This is a genomic window from Pseudoalteromonas sp. G5_S1_14_S5 (genome assembly GCF_054968605.1).
The window spans coordinates 115,306-131,255 of record NZ_JBQKUM010000002.1 but is presented as its reverse complement, the minus strand read 5'-3'; the positions used below and the strand labels follow the sequence as shown (position 1 = coordinate 131,255).

16 protein-coding genes are annotated in these 15,950 nt (G+C 43.6%); 8 read left to right on the top strand and 8 right to left on the bottom strand.

Going from position 1 to position 15,950, the window contains the following annotated elements; genetic code table 11:
* The first annotated feature begins 127 nt into the window (after positions 1–127).
* Positions 128–448 (top strand): hypothetical protein, encoded by a 321-nt coding sequence (locus ACTRWI_RS01225; protein ID WP_499128710.1) that lies wholly within the window; start codon positions 128–130, stop codon positions 446–448.
* Positions 449–654: 206 nt separating this feature from the next.
* Positions 655–2,184 carry a phospholipase D family protein gene (locus ACTRWI_RS01220; protein ID WP_499128708.1) on the top strand — a complete coding sequence of 510 codons (1,530 nt, stop codon included), beginning with the start codon at positions 655–657 and terminating at the stop codon, positions 2,182–2,184.
* A gap of 105 nt (positions 2,185–2,289) precedes the next feature.
* Here the strand turns inward: ACTRWI_RS01220 and nfsA are convergent, their stop codons facing one another.
* Positions 2,290–3,012: an oxygen-insensitive NADPH nitroreductase gene (nfsA, locus tag ACTRWI_RS01215; protein WP_499128706.1), complete on the bottom strand. Its 723-nt coding sequence runs from the start codon at positions 3,010–3,012 to the stop codon at positions 2,290–2,292.
* Between the two features lie 448 nt (positions 3,013–3,460).
* Between nfsA and ACTRWI_RS01210 the strand changes: the two genes are divergently transcribed.
* Positions 3,461–3,847 (top strand): hypothetical protein, encoded by a 387-nt coding sequence (locus ACTRWI_RS01210; RefSeq protein WP_499128704.1) that lies wholly within the window; start codon positions 3,461–3,463, stop codon positions 3,845–3,847.
* A gap of 393 nt (positions 3,848–4,240) precedes the next feature.
* Here the strand turns inward: ACTRWI_RS01210 and glpD are convergent, their stop codons facing one another.
* The 6 genes from glpD to ACTRWI_RS01180 form a co-directional block, all read right to left on the bottom strand.
* On the bottom strand, positions 4,241–5,800 hold the full coding sequence (gene glpD / locus ACTRWI_RS01205; protein WP_499128702.1) for a glycerol-3-phosphate dehydrogenase: 1,560 nt from the start codon (positions 5,798–5,800) through the stop codon (positions 4,241–4,243).
* 285 nt (positions 5,801–6,085) lie between these two features.
* Positions 6,086–6,880: a DeoR/GlpR family transcriptional regulator gene (locus ACTRWI_RS01200; protein WP_499128700.1), complete on the bottom strand. Its 795-nt coding sequence runs from the start codon at positions 6,878–6,880 to the stop codon at positions 6,086–6,088.
* Positions 6,881–7,139: 259 nt separating this feature from the next.
* Positions 7,140–8,660 carry a glycerol kinase GlpK gene (gene glpK, locus ACTRWI_RS01195; RefSeq protein WP_499128698.1) on the bottom strand — a complete coding sequence of 507 codons (1,521 nt, stop codon included), beginning with the start codon at positions 8,658–8,660 and terminating at the stop codon, positions 7,140–7,142.
* A 60-nt stretch (positions 8,661–8,720) separates the two neighbouring features.
* Positions 8,721–9,575, bottom strand: a complete 855-nt coding sequence (locus ACTRWI_RS01190; protein ID WP_499128696.1) for an MIP/aquaporin family protein — start codon at positions 9,573–9,575, stop codon at positions 8,721–8,723.
* Positions 9,576–10,263: 688 nt separating this feature from the next.
* On the bottom strand, positions 10,264–11,319 hold the full coding sequence (arsB, locus tag ACTRWI_RS01185; RefSeq protein WP_499128694.1) for an ACR3 family arsenite efflux transporter: 1,056 nt from the start codon (positions 11,317–11,319) through the stop codon (positions 10,264–10,266).
* A 107-nt stretch (positions 11,320–11,426) separates the two neighbouring features.
* Complete coding sequence (locus tag ACTRWI_RS01180; protein WP_499128692.1) at positions 11,427–11,768, bottom strand: ArsR/SmtB family transcription factor; 342 nt, start codon at positions 11,766–11,768, stop codon at positions 11,427–11,429.
* 321 nt (positions 11,769–12,089) lie between these two features.
* Here ACTRWI_RS01180 and ACTRWI_RS01175 point away from each other — a divergent pair, with 321 nt between their 5' ends.
* A complete protein-coding gene (locus ACTRWI_RS01175; protein ID WP_499128691.1) occupies positions 12,090–12,887 on the top strand; it encodes a Cof-type HAD-IIB family hydrolase in 798 nt (265 codons plus the stop codon).
* Positions 12,888–12,978: 91 nt separating this feature from the next.
* On the opposite strand, the gene ACTRWI_RS01170 is transcribed toward ACTRWI_RS01175, so the two are convergent.
* Positions 12,979–14,178, bottom strand: a complete 1,200-nt coding sequence (locus ACTRWI_RS01170) for an MFS transporter (protein ID WP_499128689.1) — start codon at positions 14,176–14,178, stop codon at positions 12,979–12,981.
* A 194-nt stretch (positions 14,179–14,372) separates the two neighbouring features.
* Here ACTRWI_RS01170 and ACTRWI_RS01165 point away from each other — a divergent pair, with 194 nt between their 5' ends.
* From ACTRWI_RS01165 to ACTRWI_RS01150, 4 genes are all read left to right on the top strand, one after another.
* The gene (locus ACTRWI_RS01165; protein ID WP_499128687.1) at positions 14,373–14,603 is read left to right on the top strand and encodes a DsbA family protein; all 231 of its coding nucleotides are present in this window, start codon (positions 14,373–14,375) and stop codon (positions 14,601–14,603) included.
* A complete protein-coding gene (locus ACTRWI_RS01160) occupies positions 14,578–14,700 on the top strand; it encodes a hypothetical protein (RefSeq protein WP_499128685.1) in 123 nt (40 codons plus the stop codon). The genes ACTRWI_RS01165 and ACTRWI_RS01160 overlap by 26 nt, the downstream gene beginning before the upstream one ends.
* 196 nt (positions 14,701–14,896) lie before the next feature.
* Complete coding sequence (locus tag ACTRWI_RS01155; protein ID WP_499128684.1) at positions 14,897–15,235, top strand: Fis family transcriptional regulator; 339 nt, start codon at positions 14,897–14,899, stop codon at positions 15,233–15,235.
* A 496-nt stretch (positions 15,236–15,731) separates the two neighbouring features.
* A complete protein-coding gene (locus tag ACTRWI_RS01150; protein WP_499128683.1) occupies positions 15,732–15,935 on the top strand; it encodes a hypothetical protein in 204 nt (67 codons plus the stop codon).
* Positions 15,936–15,950: the final 15 nt, after the last annotated feature.

The window sequence follows — 15,950 nt, the reverse complement described above, 5'->3', positions numbered from 1 at the left end:
TTAATGAAAAAGCCCGTTCAGGTATTCTGAACGGGCTTTTTGTTGTTAATAAATGTGTGCAGTCAGTGACTAGCCGATTTTCGTCATCTCATTGGTAGGAGAAGTGGCAAAGCCTTAGTAAAATCAAGTGTGGCAAGAGATCCTTTACCAGCTTAGCGTGAGCTACTTGTCGGTTTTGAACAACTACTGTGGGCAATTAGAAACTTTGTTGACGATGAAATTGCTTGGGCCCGTTGAGGTATTTAGTGAGCGCTTTGAAGTGGTAGTGAACCCGTTGAATCTCGCATTAGAGCAATCCGAAGATGCTCTTCATTTGCTAGTAGACTATTTACATGGCTATGCACTTGCATTGAACTGTAACCTGAATAGAATTGAGATTACGGTTGAAATGGTGAGCAGGTCTTTAGGCCTTTATTGCTTGGGTATCGAACAAGTGAAAACGTCGTGACCTTGCAGTCAATATTGATGCCTGAATAGGTGATTTTGGTACTGTGTTCCTCATGATAACGTCGCTAAGTTTTACATATACTGGATAATTACCTATAAATTTCTGGATTTAGCAGTAATAATCAATGAATAACCTCAAACAACTTGGTCGTTGAAAAGTTGTCGAGGCCAATTCAAAGACCTCATTGTGAAAAGGATGTCAAACACATGCCTGTGCTTCAACGCATCAGCTTAACCTTATTACTCGTCGCTGTACTCGGCGGCTGTTCTTCATTACCTGAAGGCATCGATCACCCGGCAGAACCCTACACCTCTTATGGACCAAGCGCTTTATCGGCTTTGGTGGATGAATATCAGCCCGCATTAGAGCAGGCGACGACTGCCGTTCGTTTACAAGAATCCGGCTGGGATGCTTTGGCTCAGCGCTTGGCACTGGTTGAAAGCGCAGAGTACACCATCGATATTCAATACTACATCTGGAACTCGGATGAATCTGGCAAGTACCTTGCTAGCCGCTTGTTAGCAGCAGCTGATCGTGGTGTTAAGGTTCGCGTGATGCTGGATGACATCAACCTCAATGAGCGTGAAGGGCTATTGTCGGCACTCGACGCTCACCCAAATGTCGAGATCCGAATCTTCAACCCAACACCAGTACGCCGTGGTTTCAGTAAGTGGTTGAGCTTCCTTGGTGATTTCTCTCGTTTAAACCGCCGCATGCACAATAAATCCTTCACTGTCGATGGCACTTTATCTGTGGTGGGGGGACGTAATATTGGTGATGAATACTTCGATCTTTCTGACGAGATAAACTTCCGCGATCGTGATGTATTGGTGATGGGCACGGTGGTTACCACTATCCAAACCAGCTTTATTGAGTATTGGGATAGCCGTTGGTCTTACCCTGTCGCTATGTTGGGTGACGAAGAGCAACCGGATCTTTCAAAGATTGACGACATAACCGTTCCGCAATACAAAAACTACCCGGAGTTACCGTCAAATCGTGAATCGGCAGATAACCTGCTGAAAAAGACTCTTGATGAGATGACTTGGGTGAATGCTCGTTTCGCTTACGATTGCCCTGTGCCTGTCGATTCAGACAATACTGATGAACCAAAAGCAACGGCGGTTCTATTAGGGCAGCTAGCTAGTGAATCAAAACAAGAAATCTTGCTTGAGTCGGCTTACTTGGTATTCGATGATGGCCAATTAGATGAGTGGCAAACGTTGAAGAACGAAGGCGTTGAGATAAAGGCACTGACTAACTCAATGGCGTCAAATGACTTGGTTACTAACCACTCTGCTTACGCGGGCAGACGCTACGATATGTTAGAGCATGGTATCGACCTGTTTGAGCTAAAACCAGATTCCAAGTTGTGTGAAGTATCTACCCAAGACGTGTCTAAATGTGCGCCAGAGACGGCTTATGGTCTGCATGCTAAATCAGTAGTATTTGATCGAAGTATTGCGAGTATTGGCTCGTTTAATTTCAACCTGCGCTCGACCTACCTAAATACAGAATCGGTGTTAATTATCGAAAATAAAGCTATTGCTGAAACGCTAGCTGCAACTATCGAACAGGCGATGAGCGAAGACAACAGTTGGCGTTTGGAGCTAGAAGGTGGTGATGTGTATTGGTATTCAGGTGATCAAAGTTGGGACAGCGAGCCAGAAACCGGTAAGTGGGAACGCATGCAATCAGGTTTCTTACAACTTCTCCCGATAGAGAAATACCTCTAAGAGAGTTGACCTCAGAATAATGAAAAATGTCAGCGCGTAATGCGCTGACATTTTTGTTTGTGGTGATTGAAACTGAAATTATTTATCTGAGCTAGGTCTTGAACGCTATCTCTTAGTCAGTTGCTTACTGTTCAAGTACGGCAAAATATGTGGGCGAGATTCACCAGAGAGTTTCTGTGTGATCTGTTGTGACCAACTGCTTTGCTTTTGGTTACTTGATCGGTTGGCGTAGTAGCCCTGCATTGAATCATCATAGCTAGCGATTTCATCTAGGCTCAATGGCTGGTATTGATTTTCGTGCATCACCACATGAGCTGGAAGTCGGGGCTTTGTCTCTGGTTGCTGTGCAGGATGACCTAAACACATACCAAATAGCACGGCTGTGTGCTGTGGAAGTTCTAATAGCTCATCAACCTGTTGAGCGCTGTTACGTAAGCCACCAATGTATACGCCACCTAATCCCAATGACTCCGCTGCTAGCATACAGTTCTGCGCCATAATGCCAGAATCGACGGCGCCAATCAGGGTAAGCTCGGTAAAGTCGGTTTTTACTTCAGGGTTAATCTGGGCGTGGCGTTGATAGTCGATACAGAACACCAAAAACTCAGCGGCACTTTCCACATAAGACTGGTTGCCAGCGTATTCCGCTAGCAGTTTACGCTTGTCTTTGTCTGTTACTCTGATGATAGAAACAGCCTGCAGTAAGCTTGATGATGACGCAGCGAGACCTGCCTGAACAATTAAATCGAGGTGCTCTTTCTCTATTGGTTGATCGGTATATTGACGAATGGAGCGATGCTCCAAGATGGTCTCAATCGTACTATTCATAGCGCTCTGATTGTCCTTGTTTTGGTGATGTATTACAAATCAACATAACGACATTTTTTAGTGTGGTAAACCTCTAATTCCACAACTCTTTTATTTTTGAACTTGGATCTTTTTTGCGTTCAGAGACTGGCTGTATTTGTGTCGACTATAATGCACACACGCAGGCGAGCGATATGGGTGCATATTTTCATGTGCCAGTTGAGCAAGCGCCGAACAGATTCAATAGTAACACATTGATATGTCGTCAAAGTATTTAGCTTTTATGTAGACACTGATATTTATGATAGTGCGTTACGAGTCATGTCCGTCTTTTAGAAAGCCCCAAATTGAGTGAATAAGCACTCTGTATCACATTTATTATAAATTAGTAGATATACCAATACACGTTTATTTATTTCGTGAATATAATCTCGTTCTAGCGTTATTTTGGCTATGTAATTGAATAAGAATGAAATTGAAATCTATTTTTTTGACTTGTCTGTCAGCAACGGCTCTTTCTGGTTGTTTGAGTGTCCCAATTGAAGAGTTACAACCAACAGCAGATCAAGAAACAATTGATACCGCTATTGAGCATCTAAGCGATATAAAAGGAGTGACGATTACAGCAAATGGCGTGATTTATTATGTTGCGTCATTACCGAGCAATTCTCGATGGTCAACCGTGCGTATTTTGGAATTGAGTTATCGTTACTCTTGCCAAGACCTTCGTTGGTTTGTTGATAGAGGCATGATCGTTAGAATGAGATTCCCAGGTAATAGTGGCACGACCCAAGATTATGACCTTGAGCGCTGTGAGACGGAAATTCCAACGGACTTATATGAATCTAAACAGTAGGATATTAATCATCTCACATTGAGATTAAAGCTCCTCCTCCATCAATAAGTACATTAATACCCTCTCCATCTGGTGAGGGTTTTATTTAAAATCTAAAAACTGATTCGACTATATTGTGGATTATCAACGAATACTGACGTTGATACGTTTTGGTGTATTCAAGCTCGCTCTATGCTGAAAGATGCGCTATATCCTCGCTTGAACAGATAATGGACGACAGCTTTAGATATCGACAATAAAAACTCCCTCGGGAGTTTTTTGTTTGTGAGAGATTGGCGCTTGTTTAAGTGATTGGGTGTGGTTCGATTACCAGGTAATAAAAAAGCTTAGCGCGGGGGACGCTAAGCTTGGTTATTAATCAGGTTTTTGAACTGTGCTTGTTGGCTGGTGCAATTAGCCTGCTTGAGAAAAGCTTACCACTTTACGCTGTAGCTTCTCTTTTAAGTAATCAGACAATGCTTGTTGCTCTGATTGGCTCATGTACAAGCCAAGCTTGGTTCTGCGCCATAAGATGTCTTTGTCTGTCATTGCCATTTCTTGGTTGATCAAGTAATCAATCTCAGCTTGGTAAACACCGTGAGCTTCGCTTGAGAACTGGATACCAAGGTCCGCTTCACACGTAGCGCCTTCAAGTAGGTCCCATGTGTAAGTACCAAATTGGGTCACGTAACGAAGCAGCAGTGCTTCTGATGCCCAAGGGTATTTAGTGTGCATCATTGCGGCAAGCTGCTCGCGGCTGCAGCTGAAATTACCACCCGGTAGCGTGTCGTTAGCTGTCCAAGGCGCACCCATGTGTTTCAGGTAAGGTTCTAGCTTGTTTACAGCTGCTTCACCAAGCTTACGATAAGTTGTTAACTTGCCACCAAAGATAGATAGCAGTGGTGCTTGATCCATTTCTGTATCCAGCTCCAGTGTGTAGTCACGGGTTATCGCTTGTGGCGAGTCAGATTCATCATCACAAAGCGGCCTTACGCCACTGTATGTCCACACTACATCGTCTCGCTCTAGTTGCTTAACAAAATGCTGGTTAACGATATCAATCAAGTAATCAACTTCTACATCGTCGATAGCTACTTCGCGAGGATCGCCTTTGTATTCAAGGTCGGTTGTGCCGATGATCGAGAACTTATCGAGATAAGGGATCATAAACACGATGCGGTTATCTTTATTTTGTAGAATGTACGCTTGTGGTTCGTCGTGAACACGCGGTACCACAATGTGTGAACCTTTGATTAGACGAATATTACGCGGTGAGGTTTGCTCTAAACCATCATCAAAGAACTGTTTCACCCAAGGACCTGCAGCGTTAACCAATGCTTTTGCTTTGCGCTCAAAACGTTGGTTTGTCATCACGTTAAGAATCGTTACATGCCAAATGCCGCCTTCACGGTGTGCTTTTTCAACTCGGCAGTAGTTGCGTACTTCTGCGTTGTTTTCTTTGGCCGCCAATACGTTTAGCAATACCATACGCGCATCATCTACCCAGCAGTCTGAGTATTCGAAACCTGTTTTCATTTCTGGTTTCAGCAAACCTGATTGAGCCAAGTTCACCGTTTTACTTCCAGGAAGCGTCGTACGTTTACCTAAGTTATCGTAAAGGAATAGGCCACAGCGGATCATCCAAGCCGGGCGTAAAAATGGTCGATGTGGTAAACGGAAACGCATTGGTTGTGCAACATGAGGTGCTTTTCTAAGCAACACCTCACGTTCTGCGAGTGCTTCCGAAACTAAACGAAACTCGTAATGTTCAAGGTAACGTAAGCCACCGTGGATTAGCTTTGAACTTGCAGAAGACGTCGCAGAGGCGAAATCTTTTGCTTCGTATAAACCAACGTTTAGACCACGACCAGCAGCATCTGCCGCGATACCCGCACCATTGATGCCGCCGCCAATAACGATTAAGTCTAGAGTTGAAGATGTACTATTGTTTGAATTAGTTTGTTGAGCACTCATGGTTTGACCTCTTTCTGAGCGAACGAGCATTTTAGAACATAACTGAATCCTATATTAACTTTCGTTTGCGGTCATTTATTATTTTCGTTTATGCGCGTTTTATGTGATTTGCGCATAAAAAACCTTCGCTTATGACAGCGAAGATTCCAAATAACTCTTATTCGAGCATAGAAGTGATACTATTCATGTTCAAGTGCGATTTTCTAAGTAACAAAAAAGCCCATTATCGATAACGTGATCTATCAATAATGAGCTCTTTTAATGAACATGATTTCTGAACGCTTTTTATTCGTCCGACGCTAATGGTTGAGCAGCGGTCTCTATAACTTCCAGTGGGATCGATGAATCGTTTAGGATGTTCAGGATCTCTTCTGGGGGCTGTTTATTGGTGAATACCATGTGTGCCTGAGAGATGTTACCCAGCTTCACCATTGCGTTGCGGCCAAACTTACTATGGTCGACTGCCAAGAAGATGCTGCGGCTGTTTTCGATGATGGCCTGCTTCACTCGAACTTCATGGTAGTCAAAATCAAGCAGTGAGCCGTCAAAGTCGATACCGCTGATCCCTAGAATGCCGAAGTCGAGGCGGAACTGCTTCACGAAATCGAGTGTTGCTTCACCCACGATGCCCCCATCACGGTTTCTTACCTCACCACCTGCCAAGATAACTTTTATCTCAGGGTTTGGTAGCAGGATACTGGCAACGTTGATGTTGTTAGTCACGACTCTGAGTTGTTTGTGGTTTTTGTTCAGCGCGCGTGCCACGGATTCTGGGGTGGTGCCGATATCAACGAACAAGGTTGCACCATCTGGAATGTGTTTTACCAGCTCGTCGGCAATCACATCTTTTTCATTAAAGTTAAGCGCTTTACGCGTGTTGTACGAGGTGTTTTCTGAGCTAAGAGGAATGGTTGCACCACCGTGATAACGACGGATTTTGTTACTATCAGCTAGTTCATTAAGGTCTCGTCTGATGGTCTGTGGGCTCACATCGAACTTCTCTACGAGCTCTTCGGTGCTCACATATCCTTGTGTTTTTACCAGGTCTACAATCTGCTGGTGTCTTGGTATTTGCTTCACTTAACTTACCACTCCCTGCGCGCTGTAATACGTTAGCGCACCTAATTCTAAATATTACCTCGCGCTATTGTGCTCTAATTGATTCTTAGAGAGAAGTAATGATGGTAAGGAATTATGCCTAAACCGCAAAAACGTTGATCAAAACATGAAAAAAGGCCTCAAACGCAAAAAAGAGCACAAAATAGTGCTCTTTTTAGTTTCGTTTACTGAGGAAAGAACAATTCAATCGATAGAAGAGTGATTATTCGAACGCTCGATTTTACTCTTCGTCGTCATCGTGCAGTTCAGACCAAACTTGTGCACACTTGATAGCACGCTTCCAACCTTTGTAACGGCGGTTACGCTTCTCTTCATCGTGGTGTGGCAAGAACGTGCGATCTAGTACTGCTTTGTTTTGAAGCTCATCGATGCTGTCCCAGAAACCAACGGCTAGACCAGCAAGGTATGCTGCACCCAGAGCCGTTACTTCAGTTACTTCAGGACGGTGAACTTCTGTATCTAGCACGTCTGATTGGAATTGCATTAGGAAGTTGTTCGCTACTGCGCCGCCATCAACACGTAGGTTTGCTAGCTTGATGCCTGAGTCCGCTTGCATCGCATCCAGTACGTCACGAGTTTGGTAAGCAATGCCTTCCAGTGTTGCACGGATGATATGGTTAGAGTTAACGCCACGAGTTAGACCAACAATCGTACCTCGAGCGTATGCATCCCAGTATGGTGCGCCTAGACCAGTAAATGCAGGAACAACGTAAACACCGTTTGACGTATCTACTTTAGTTGCGAAGTACTCAGAATCTTCTGCGCCAGCCAGCAGCTTCATTTCATCACGTAGCCATTGGATTGATGCACCGCCCATGAATACCGCACCTTCAAGTGCGTAAGCTGGTTCGCCTTTTGGACCACATGCTAATGTCGTTAATAGGCCGTTCTTCGATGTTACTTTCTCTTGGCCTGTGTTCATTAGTAGGAAGCAGCCTGTGCCGTATGTGTTTTTCGCTTGGCCAGCCTCGACACACATTTGGCCGTAAAGTGCTGCTTGTTGGTCACCCGCAATACCGGCGATTGGAATACGAGTACCACCTTTACCACCAAGGTTCGTTTGGCCGTAAACTTCAGAAGAGCGTTTCACTTCAGGCATCATTGATGCTGGAATACCCATCTCGTCTAGTAGCTTGCTGTCCCAGCATAGGTCATTGATGTTAAACAACATAGTACGTGATGCGTTAGTGTAATCCGTAACGTGTACACGGCCTTGAGTCATCTTCCAAACTAGCCAAGTATCGACAGTACCGAATAGTAGCTTACCTGCTTCAGCGTCTTCGCGAGCGCCTTCAACGTTGTCTAGAATCCATTTTACTTTTGTACCTGAGAAATACGGGTCAAGGACTAAACCTGTATTGTTACGCACGTAGTCTTCTAGGCCGCGCTCTTTAAGTTCTTCACAAATTTCTGCAGTACGACGACATTGCCATACGATAGCGTTGTATACCGGTTTGCCCGTCTCTTTGTTCCAAACGATAGTGGTTTCACGTTGGTTAGTGATACCAATACCCGCTAGCTCGTCGCTGCGAATACCAGCTTTAGCTAGAGCTTCAACCAATGTAGAGCTTTGAGTCGCCCAGATTTCCATTGGATCATGCTCAACCCAGCCAGCCTTTGGATAAATTTGAGTAAATTCTCTTTGAGAAGAACTTACGATGTTTGCATCGTGATCGAGGATTACAGCGCGAGAGCTTGTAGTGCCTTGGTCTAGGGCAACAATGTATTTTTGCTCGGTCATGGTAAGAATCCTTTTTTTGTTCTGTTATTTATATTTTAGTAAATGTAAGGTCGCTTGGGGTTAAGCTTGAGCTTGTTCAGCTTCTAATTCTGTTTCACATTGGTTTGGAATTGTGCAGCCATGGCCTTCCACTGGTAGGTGAGCACCGATAACACGTGGGTACAACCAGCCACCAAAACACGCACCAGCGATAGGAGCAAGAATTGGAACGATGAAGTAAGGAATATCACGAGCACCGGTTAATGCGAAATCCCAACCTGCAAAGTAAGCGAAAAGTTTTGGTCCGAAGTCACGTGCTGGGTTCATAGCAAAGCCAGTTAGTGGACCTAATGAGCCACCAATTACCGCGATAAGAATACCGATCAGTAGAGGGTTCATTGCGCCGCGTGATGCCCCATTGTTTTCATCACCCAGTGCCAGAATTGCAAACATCAATACTGCAGTAATCACGAATTCCACAGCAAAAGCGCCGAAGAAAGAAAGTGAAGCATGTGGGTAAGTCGAGAAGATACCAGCAGTTGATAGTGCGTCTTGGCTGCTACGAACAAAGTTATGAGCAATTTCGTAATCTGAAAACAAGTTGCTGTATAGGCTGTAAACCAAAGCTGCAGAGCAGAAGGCACCAAGTAATTGAGAGATGATGTAAGGCACTACCTTCGCCTTATCAAATCCATGGAACATGGCTAATGCAATGGTTACTGCAGGGTTTATGTGTGCGCCAGAAACGCCAGCTGTACAGTAAATTGCGATAGATACGCCGAAGCCCCAGATGATACTCACTTCCCATTGTCCGAATGTTGCACCTGTTAATACCAGTGCAGCCACACAGCCAACGCCAAAGAAGATGAGCAGGCCTGTACCGATAAATTCGGCGAGGCATTGCCCAAATAAAGAAGGTTGTTTGTTTGTTGTCATGTTCGAGTCCTTGTTTTTTTTGCTTATCTAGCACGCGTATTGTGCATTAATTTGCGAACTCGAAAATAAACGAGCGCTAAAAATGAGCGTTTGAGCGTAAAATTGTTAATTAAACTGGCTTGAAATGTTAAACCGAACACTTTTGCTCGAAAAAGAAGCTTGAATGGACGCTATTACGCGAATGTATGTCCCGTGAGGTCGCTAAAAGTACCTGTATGTAAGCAGATGCACAACTGGTACGAGGAGTTGATGGTTGGATTTGTGATGCTGATTCGCGAGTGGTGGTTTATTAAACTTGGATCTTGTAGACCTATCCTGGCTCTCAAATGTTGGAAAAGCGTGAATAAACACGGATGTACTTAAGTTATGACAAAAAATGCCAGATCCATACTGACTCTGGCAATTCGCTTGGTCTATCGCTCAGTGGTGATATTTGAGCGAATTGGTGACTTATTTAAGAGCGCTAACTTTGCCTGGTGTTACAAAGTAGTCTCTTACCGCCTCCGGTTGACTTGGTTTTATCGAAAACACGCTCGAAAGGGCCAGCATTGCTATGGCTTGAACAAGCATTGAAAGGCCTATTTGACGAAACATAAGCTGGATGAGACTTAAACTGGATGAACTAGAATAAAGAAAAGGCTCACTAATTACTTTGTGAGCCTTTCTGTTTAAAGCGATACACGATTTTCTAGTTCGTAGATTTGACTATTAGACCGTTGTAGTACTTGTCTTTCATCTTAAGTGCAACGTTCACTAGATAAATCAGCACTGGAACTTCAATCAGTGGCCCAATAACGCCTGCAAATGCTTGATCTGAGTTGATACCGAATGCAGAGATTGTAACCGCAATCGCTAGTTCAAAGTTGTTACCTGTTGCTGTAAATGCAATTGATGCGTTCTTGTCGTATTCAATGCCCATCTTCTTACCGATGAAGAAGCTGATGAAGAACATCGCAGTGAAGTAGATAGTCAGTGGAACAGCAATCAATAGAACGTCCATTGGCAGCTCAACAATCATTTCACCTTTCAGGCTGAACATCAGAACGATAGTTGCTAGTAGTGCAATAAGCGTCATTGGAGAAATGCGCGGAATGAACACGTCGGTGTACCATTGATCACCTTTCATCGACACAAGGATCTTACGGCTTAAGAAGCCTGCTAAGAATGGGATACCTAGGTAGATAAGTACGCTGTGTGCAATATCGATCATTGAGATATCAACCAGCATGCCTTCGTAACCGAATACTGGAGGAAGAACGTTGATGAACAACCACGCCATAAAGCTGTAGCTAACCACTTGGAACGCACTGTTCAGAGCAACCAACGCGGCACCGTATTCTTTGTTACCGCCACCGATGTCGTTCCAAACTAGAACCATTGCCACACAACGAGCAAGACCAATTAGAATCACGCCGACCATGTAACCAGGGTGATCACCTAAGAAAGTCAGTGCCAATACGAACATTAGAATTGGGCCAACAAACCAGTTCATGATCAAAGAGAGCTTAATGGCTTTCTTATCTTTTACCACGGTGCCTAGCAGGTTGTAGTTAACCTTAGCCAGAGGTGGATACATCATTAAGATGAGGCCAATAGCAAGTGGAATGTTGGTGGTGCCAACGGACATTGAATCGTTCCACTGTTCGATCTGTGGGAATAGGGTACCCAGTAGTACACCAAGGCCCATGGCGATGAAGATCCATAGTGTTAAGTAGCGATCTAGAAAACCTAACTTTGGTTTCATGGTAATCTCTCTTTATTTAAATCGTAAATCGTCGAAAAGCGATTGATCATGGTAAAAAAACGCTTAAAAATAAAGGCTAGCAAAGCCAATCATTCAAGCGTGAACTTCTATTTTAAAATGCTGTTAAATATCGATTCGAAGCGTTGAATATTGTCGCGGTCGATGCGGTAACACATCTTTGGCGGAATAGACTCAGCGGTAATGAAGCCTGAGTTTTTTAGTATTCTTAAGTGTTCTGAAACCGTTGATTGAGCTAAACCTAATTCACTCACCAGATCACTGTTTAAGCAGCCGCCTGACTTTTCTAGTGCAGACAAGATGCTAAGTATGCGAATTCGAGCTGGATGCGCGAGTGCTTTTGCTAACGCTGCCATTTCTTTTTCAGCTTCTGAATTACTCGGCGGAAGAGGTAGAGAACAGCTTTCAGTTGCTTGGCATGTTGCAGTCATACTTAGGTGGCTCACTTAATTCTAATCGTTAAAAGACGATTAATAGTAGGCCTATTTCTTTTAGCGGTCAATGTGAATTTTAAAAGTCGCCTTAAATTGAGCAGCTCAGCTTGTTGTTTTGATGACGCTTGATATCCGATCAGCTATCTAATTGAAATCCGATTAGACATAAATAAGATCTAAGATTTAGGCAAATAAACCGACCGAAAAGCATTGCAATCACTGGCTACTCTAGCGATATAATCGAACGCAGAACCGTTACCCAAGATAACGAAAAATAACAATTTACAATTTTATTTATATTTATAGGTAAGCTCTGAAATGCCACAACAGAACATCAAATTTATTGCTGCTGATATGGACGGCACTCTGCTTAATGAACACGGAAAATTAGCCCAAGAATTTTTTAATCTCTACGAGCGACTAGACGCTCAAGACATTATCTTTGCTGCTGCGTCGGGTCGTCAGTACTACAGTTTAATGGAAACTTTTGCTCCTATTAAAGAGCGCATGATGTTTGTTGCTGAAAACGGCACATTAGTGATGCATAAAGGCGAAGAACTCTACAGCTGCTTGCTAGATACAGATGCCATCAAAGATATCATCAAAGAAGCGCGTGCTATCGAAGGCGCTCATGTTGTGCTGTGTGGTAAGAAGTCTGCATATATCGAAACCAAAGACGAGCGTGCTCTAGAGGAAATCTCTAAGTACTACCATCGCCGTGAGCAAGTAGAAGACCTGTTGGCGGTTGAAGATGAATTTATCAAGGTTGCTATTTGCCACTTTGACGGCTCACAAGAGAAAGTAAACCCAAGCATCGACGCTAAGTTTGGTGAGAATTACCAAGTGGTTGTCAGCGCAAAAATTTGGTTGGATGTGATGAATGCTGAGGCTTCAAAAGGGGCGGCAATTAAGCATCTCCAGAACACATTAGGTTTCACTTACGAACAGACCATGAGCTTTGGCGACTACCTAAATGATTACGAGATGCTTAAAGAAAGTTATCACTCATATGCGATGGAAAACGCACATCCAAAACTGAAAGAGATAGCTCGTTTTAGTGCGCCAAGTAATGTTGATGCGGGCGTATTCCAAGTGTTGGAGAAGCTTCTCGCGTAACGTTTGAAATCCTTTTTAGCTTTTTATCAAAGCCGACTCACTAACATGATCCGGCTTTTTTTGTTGGTAATCTCGAATTTGAAAACTCGCCTTAACATTGATTCGCTAAGGTACACTCCGGCTTGATTTGTCTGCCAAGTTTATCCATCCAAAATGTGGCAGCCAGAACCACGGTTCCAGCAATGGTAAAACCATAAATAGTCGCATCGGCTTTTGCCAATACAGCAATCAACACATAACTAAGGCTCTGTATTAAGGTAGCGAATAGCGCAAGCCCTCCATCTACTCTTCCTCTTTGTTTTATTGCTACCGCATGGTGCATCCAATTGGTTCGGGCGATTCTATTGAGCGCGTTGAATGCACCGAAAATGAAAGTAAGAACAATAAGATAGGCAGGGTTCTCAGCTTGGCTCATCAACAATAAAGAGAGTCCGATGATGTACATCGCTATTTGGATGATTGTTTTGTGAGACGCAGACTTCAGGATCAGTGGTAAAGATATCCCAATAATCAGTGCCCCCATGCCGAGAGAGATATTGTAAAGTGCAAGCCAGTCTCCGGTGATATTCAGTTCTGAAAACCAAATCGGAATTAAGCGGCTTAAAAAGGTCACCATCGGATATGAGAGACAAGAAACGATCAGGAAACCGTAAAATTGAGGCGATTGAGAGAATACATCCTTAATTTCGACCAATTGCTGCTTGAATGGTGTGTTCACACTCTCCGTGATTTGTCTTCTGTAAGGTGTCATCAAGTAACTTATCGCTGAAATGCTCGAGGCAATACCTGCAAAAATCGCAAATTGAATAATGCTCCACTGCTCGAGTAACACAACGCCAAGAGCGCCAGCGCCCAAGGTTGTCGACTGCAAAATAATCTCTTGGTGACTCGAAATTTTGGCATATTCATGGTGGTCGTAATTCTCTTGCGTAAAGGCATTGTTGGTGTGCCAGGCAAGGCTACTAGAAACCCAAAAAATGAGTTGAGCGGCACCTAAGGCGACAATAGAACCAGCGTCAAACCAGTAAATTGTAGCGACAATAAATGCGGTTGAAGACTGGATTCCCTGCGCGATGATCAAAATATTTTTACTAGAACGGCGGTCGATCAAAGCTGAAAAATAGGGCGTAGCAAGAAAAGTGGTGATCGTGCAAACCAGAGCCGTGAGCGCAACAAAAGCGCCCATATTGGGTGTTGCTAGCATTAGCCACGGAAGTGCCAACATAAATAGCCCTGAGCTAATGCCATCAAAGAAGCGTCCGGTAAGGTAGGGTGGTGTTTTTCTTTTCATATCTCTGTCTCATCGTCTCTGTTTTGTATCACTCTACAACTTAAAGTTAACTTTAAGTCAAAGGCTAATTGAGAGAAATTTGAGAGCTAACATGCCGGTTTTTTGAACGATTGTTCAGAGTGTTGTGGTCTTAATGGCAACACGGATATCCACTTTGTTTTGTAAATACCTTATTAACGAAATTTGGAATGACGATGAGTAAGACACTTCAACTCGATATTATTTCTGACGTAATGAGCCCATGGTGCGTCGTCGGTTACAAAAACTTAGAGCAGGCTGTTTCAGAGCTTGGTTTAGAACAACAGATTGAACTTGAATGGCAGCCGTTTGAGTTGAATCCAGATATGTCACTAGAGAGTGAAAACCTGTGTGAGCATATCATGAGAAAATACGGTTCTAGTGCGCAATATTCGCCAAGCGCTTGAGCAAGGTGACACACGACTCACAGCGCCAATGGCAACTCATCAAGACTCTCGTGTAATCATGAAGTTACTGACTGATTGGGATCAAGCGGTGAGCTAATACCTTAACTCAACTTTGTATCTGCTCCATGTCTGATGCCTCGCACGCTATCAAGCATGGGGTGCTTTTCTAAACCTTCTAGCCATTAATTCCAATAAACACTTTGCAATTAAAACACTCACAGTGTCCAATATCGGTTAAGACTACACTAACCAAAAGGCCTTATATTTTAAGGTGTTAAATAGGGGTTCGCTTCATGCGTAAATCAGATAAGAAAATCGAGAATCAAATTCGAGATGTGCTAACTGACGTTTGTGAAGATACGTTGAAAGGCTACGACGGTTTTCTTTGGGTGACTCATACGGTCAATTTCTCTTCTTTTCCACAAAGCTTAAAAATCGTTTGTGTGTTCGATAGCAATCAAGATAGAACGAATTTCTTAGAGGCTGATGGTCAACACAAGGTGGCTTCCGTTATTCAAAACGCATTCAATCAGGTTGGTATTAAGCTGAGGAGCATTGATAAGCACCTAAGTTTCGATACTCAAGAAAATTGCGACCTTGACCACCAAGGCAAGTGGAATTTAAGGCTGTAATTCTCCAGCCAGGACACCTTGCTACTCTATCAACGGTTACGGATTTTGGTAGTGTTGCTTTGGAAGCACCACAATCTCTTTCTATCCAAAATTCTCAGTTTGAGAAAAATGTCCTCTCAATTTTCACTATCTGAGTCGCATCCTCACTATAGTTATTTTAACCTATGGAATAATGGTTATGTTTCTGGGAGCGGCAATACCACATCAGATAACTTTTGGCGGAGTGGTATACCCAAGGATTTAGCGTATCAGGCAAGCTCGCTGTTAGCTATTGAGCTCGTTGAGCCAGCGAACCATATCCCACAAGGCTTTGACGCCATCCCTTTTATGCGCTACTAGCACTCCTGTGCCCGCCGATTAAACCATAGTCGGTGATGCATCGATGAACGAGATGGTGCACCAAGACTTACCTAGTGGTATGACGCATGTATTGCCGACTTTTACCTATTTTATCTATCAATCCGAATAGCAAGTCGTCGCTTGTGGACCTGAAGAGATGGTGTTAGCGAGAGAGTTCGATCATGGGCGAGTGCTGTATCGCACTGACTTCCACGGCAAGAGCGCAAGCTTTTATGAGACAGAGAAGCCGACGATTACATTGAATGTGCCGATGAATCCGGTCGATTCAGATGGCAATATTGGTGAATATGTTAATCAGATAGAAATTGGCGGGTATGAAGGGATGTTTCTACTTTACTAGCCTGAAACTCGAGGT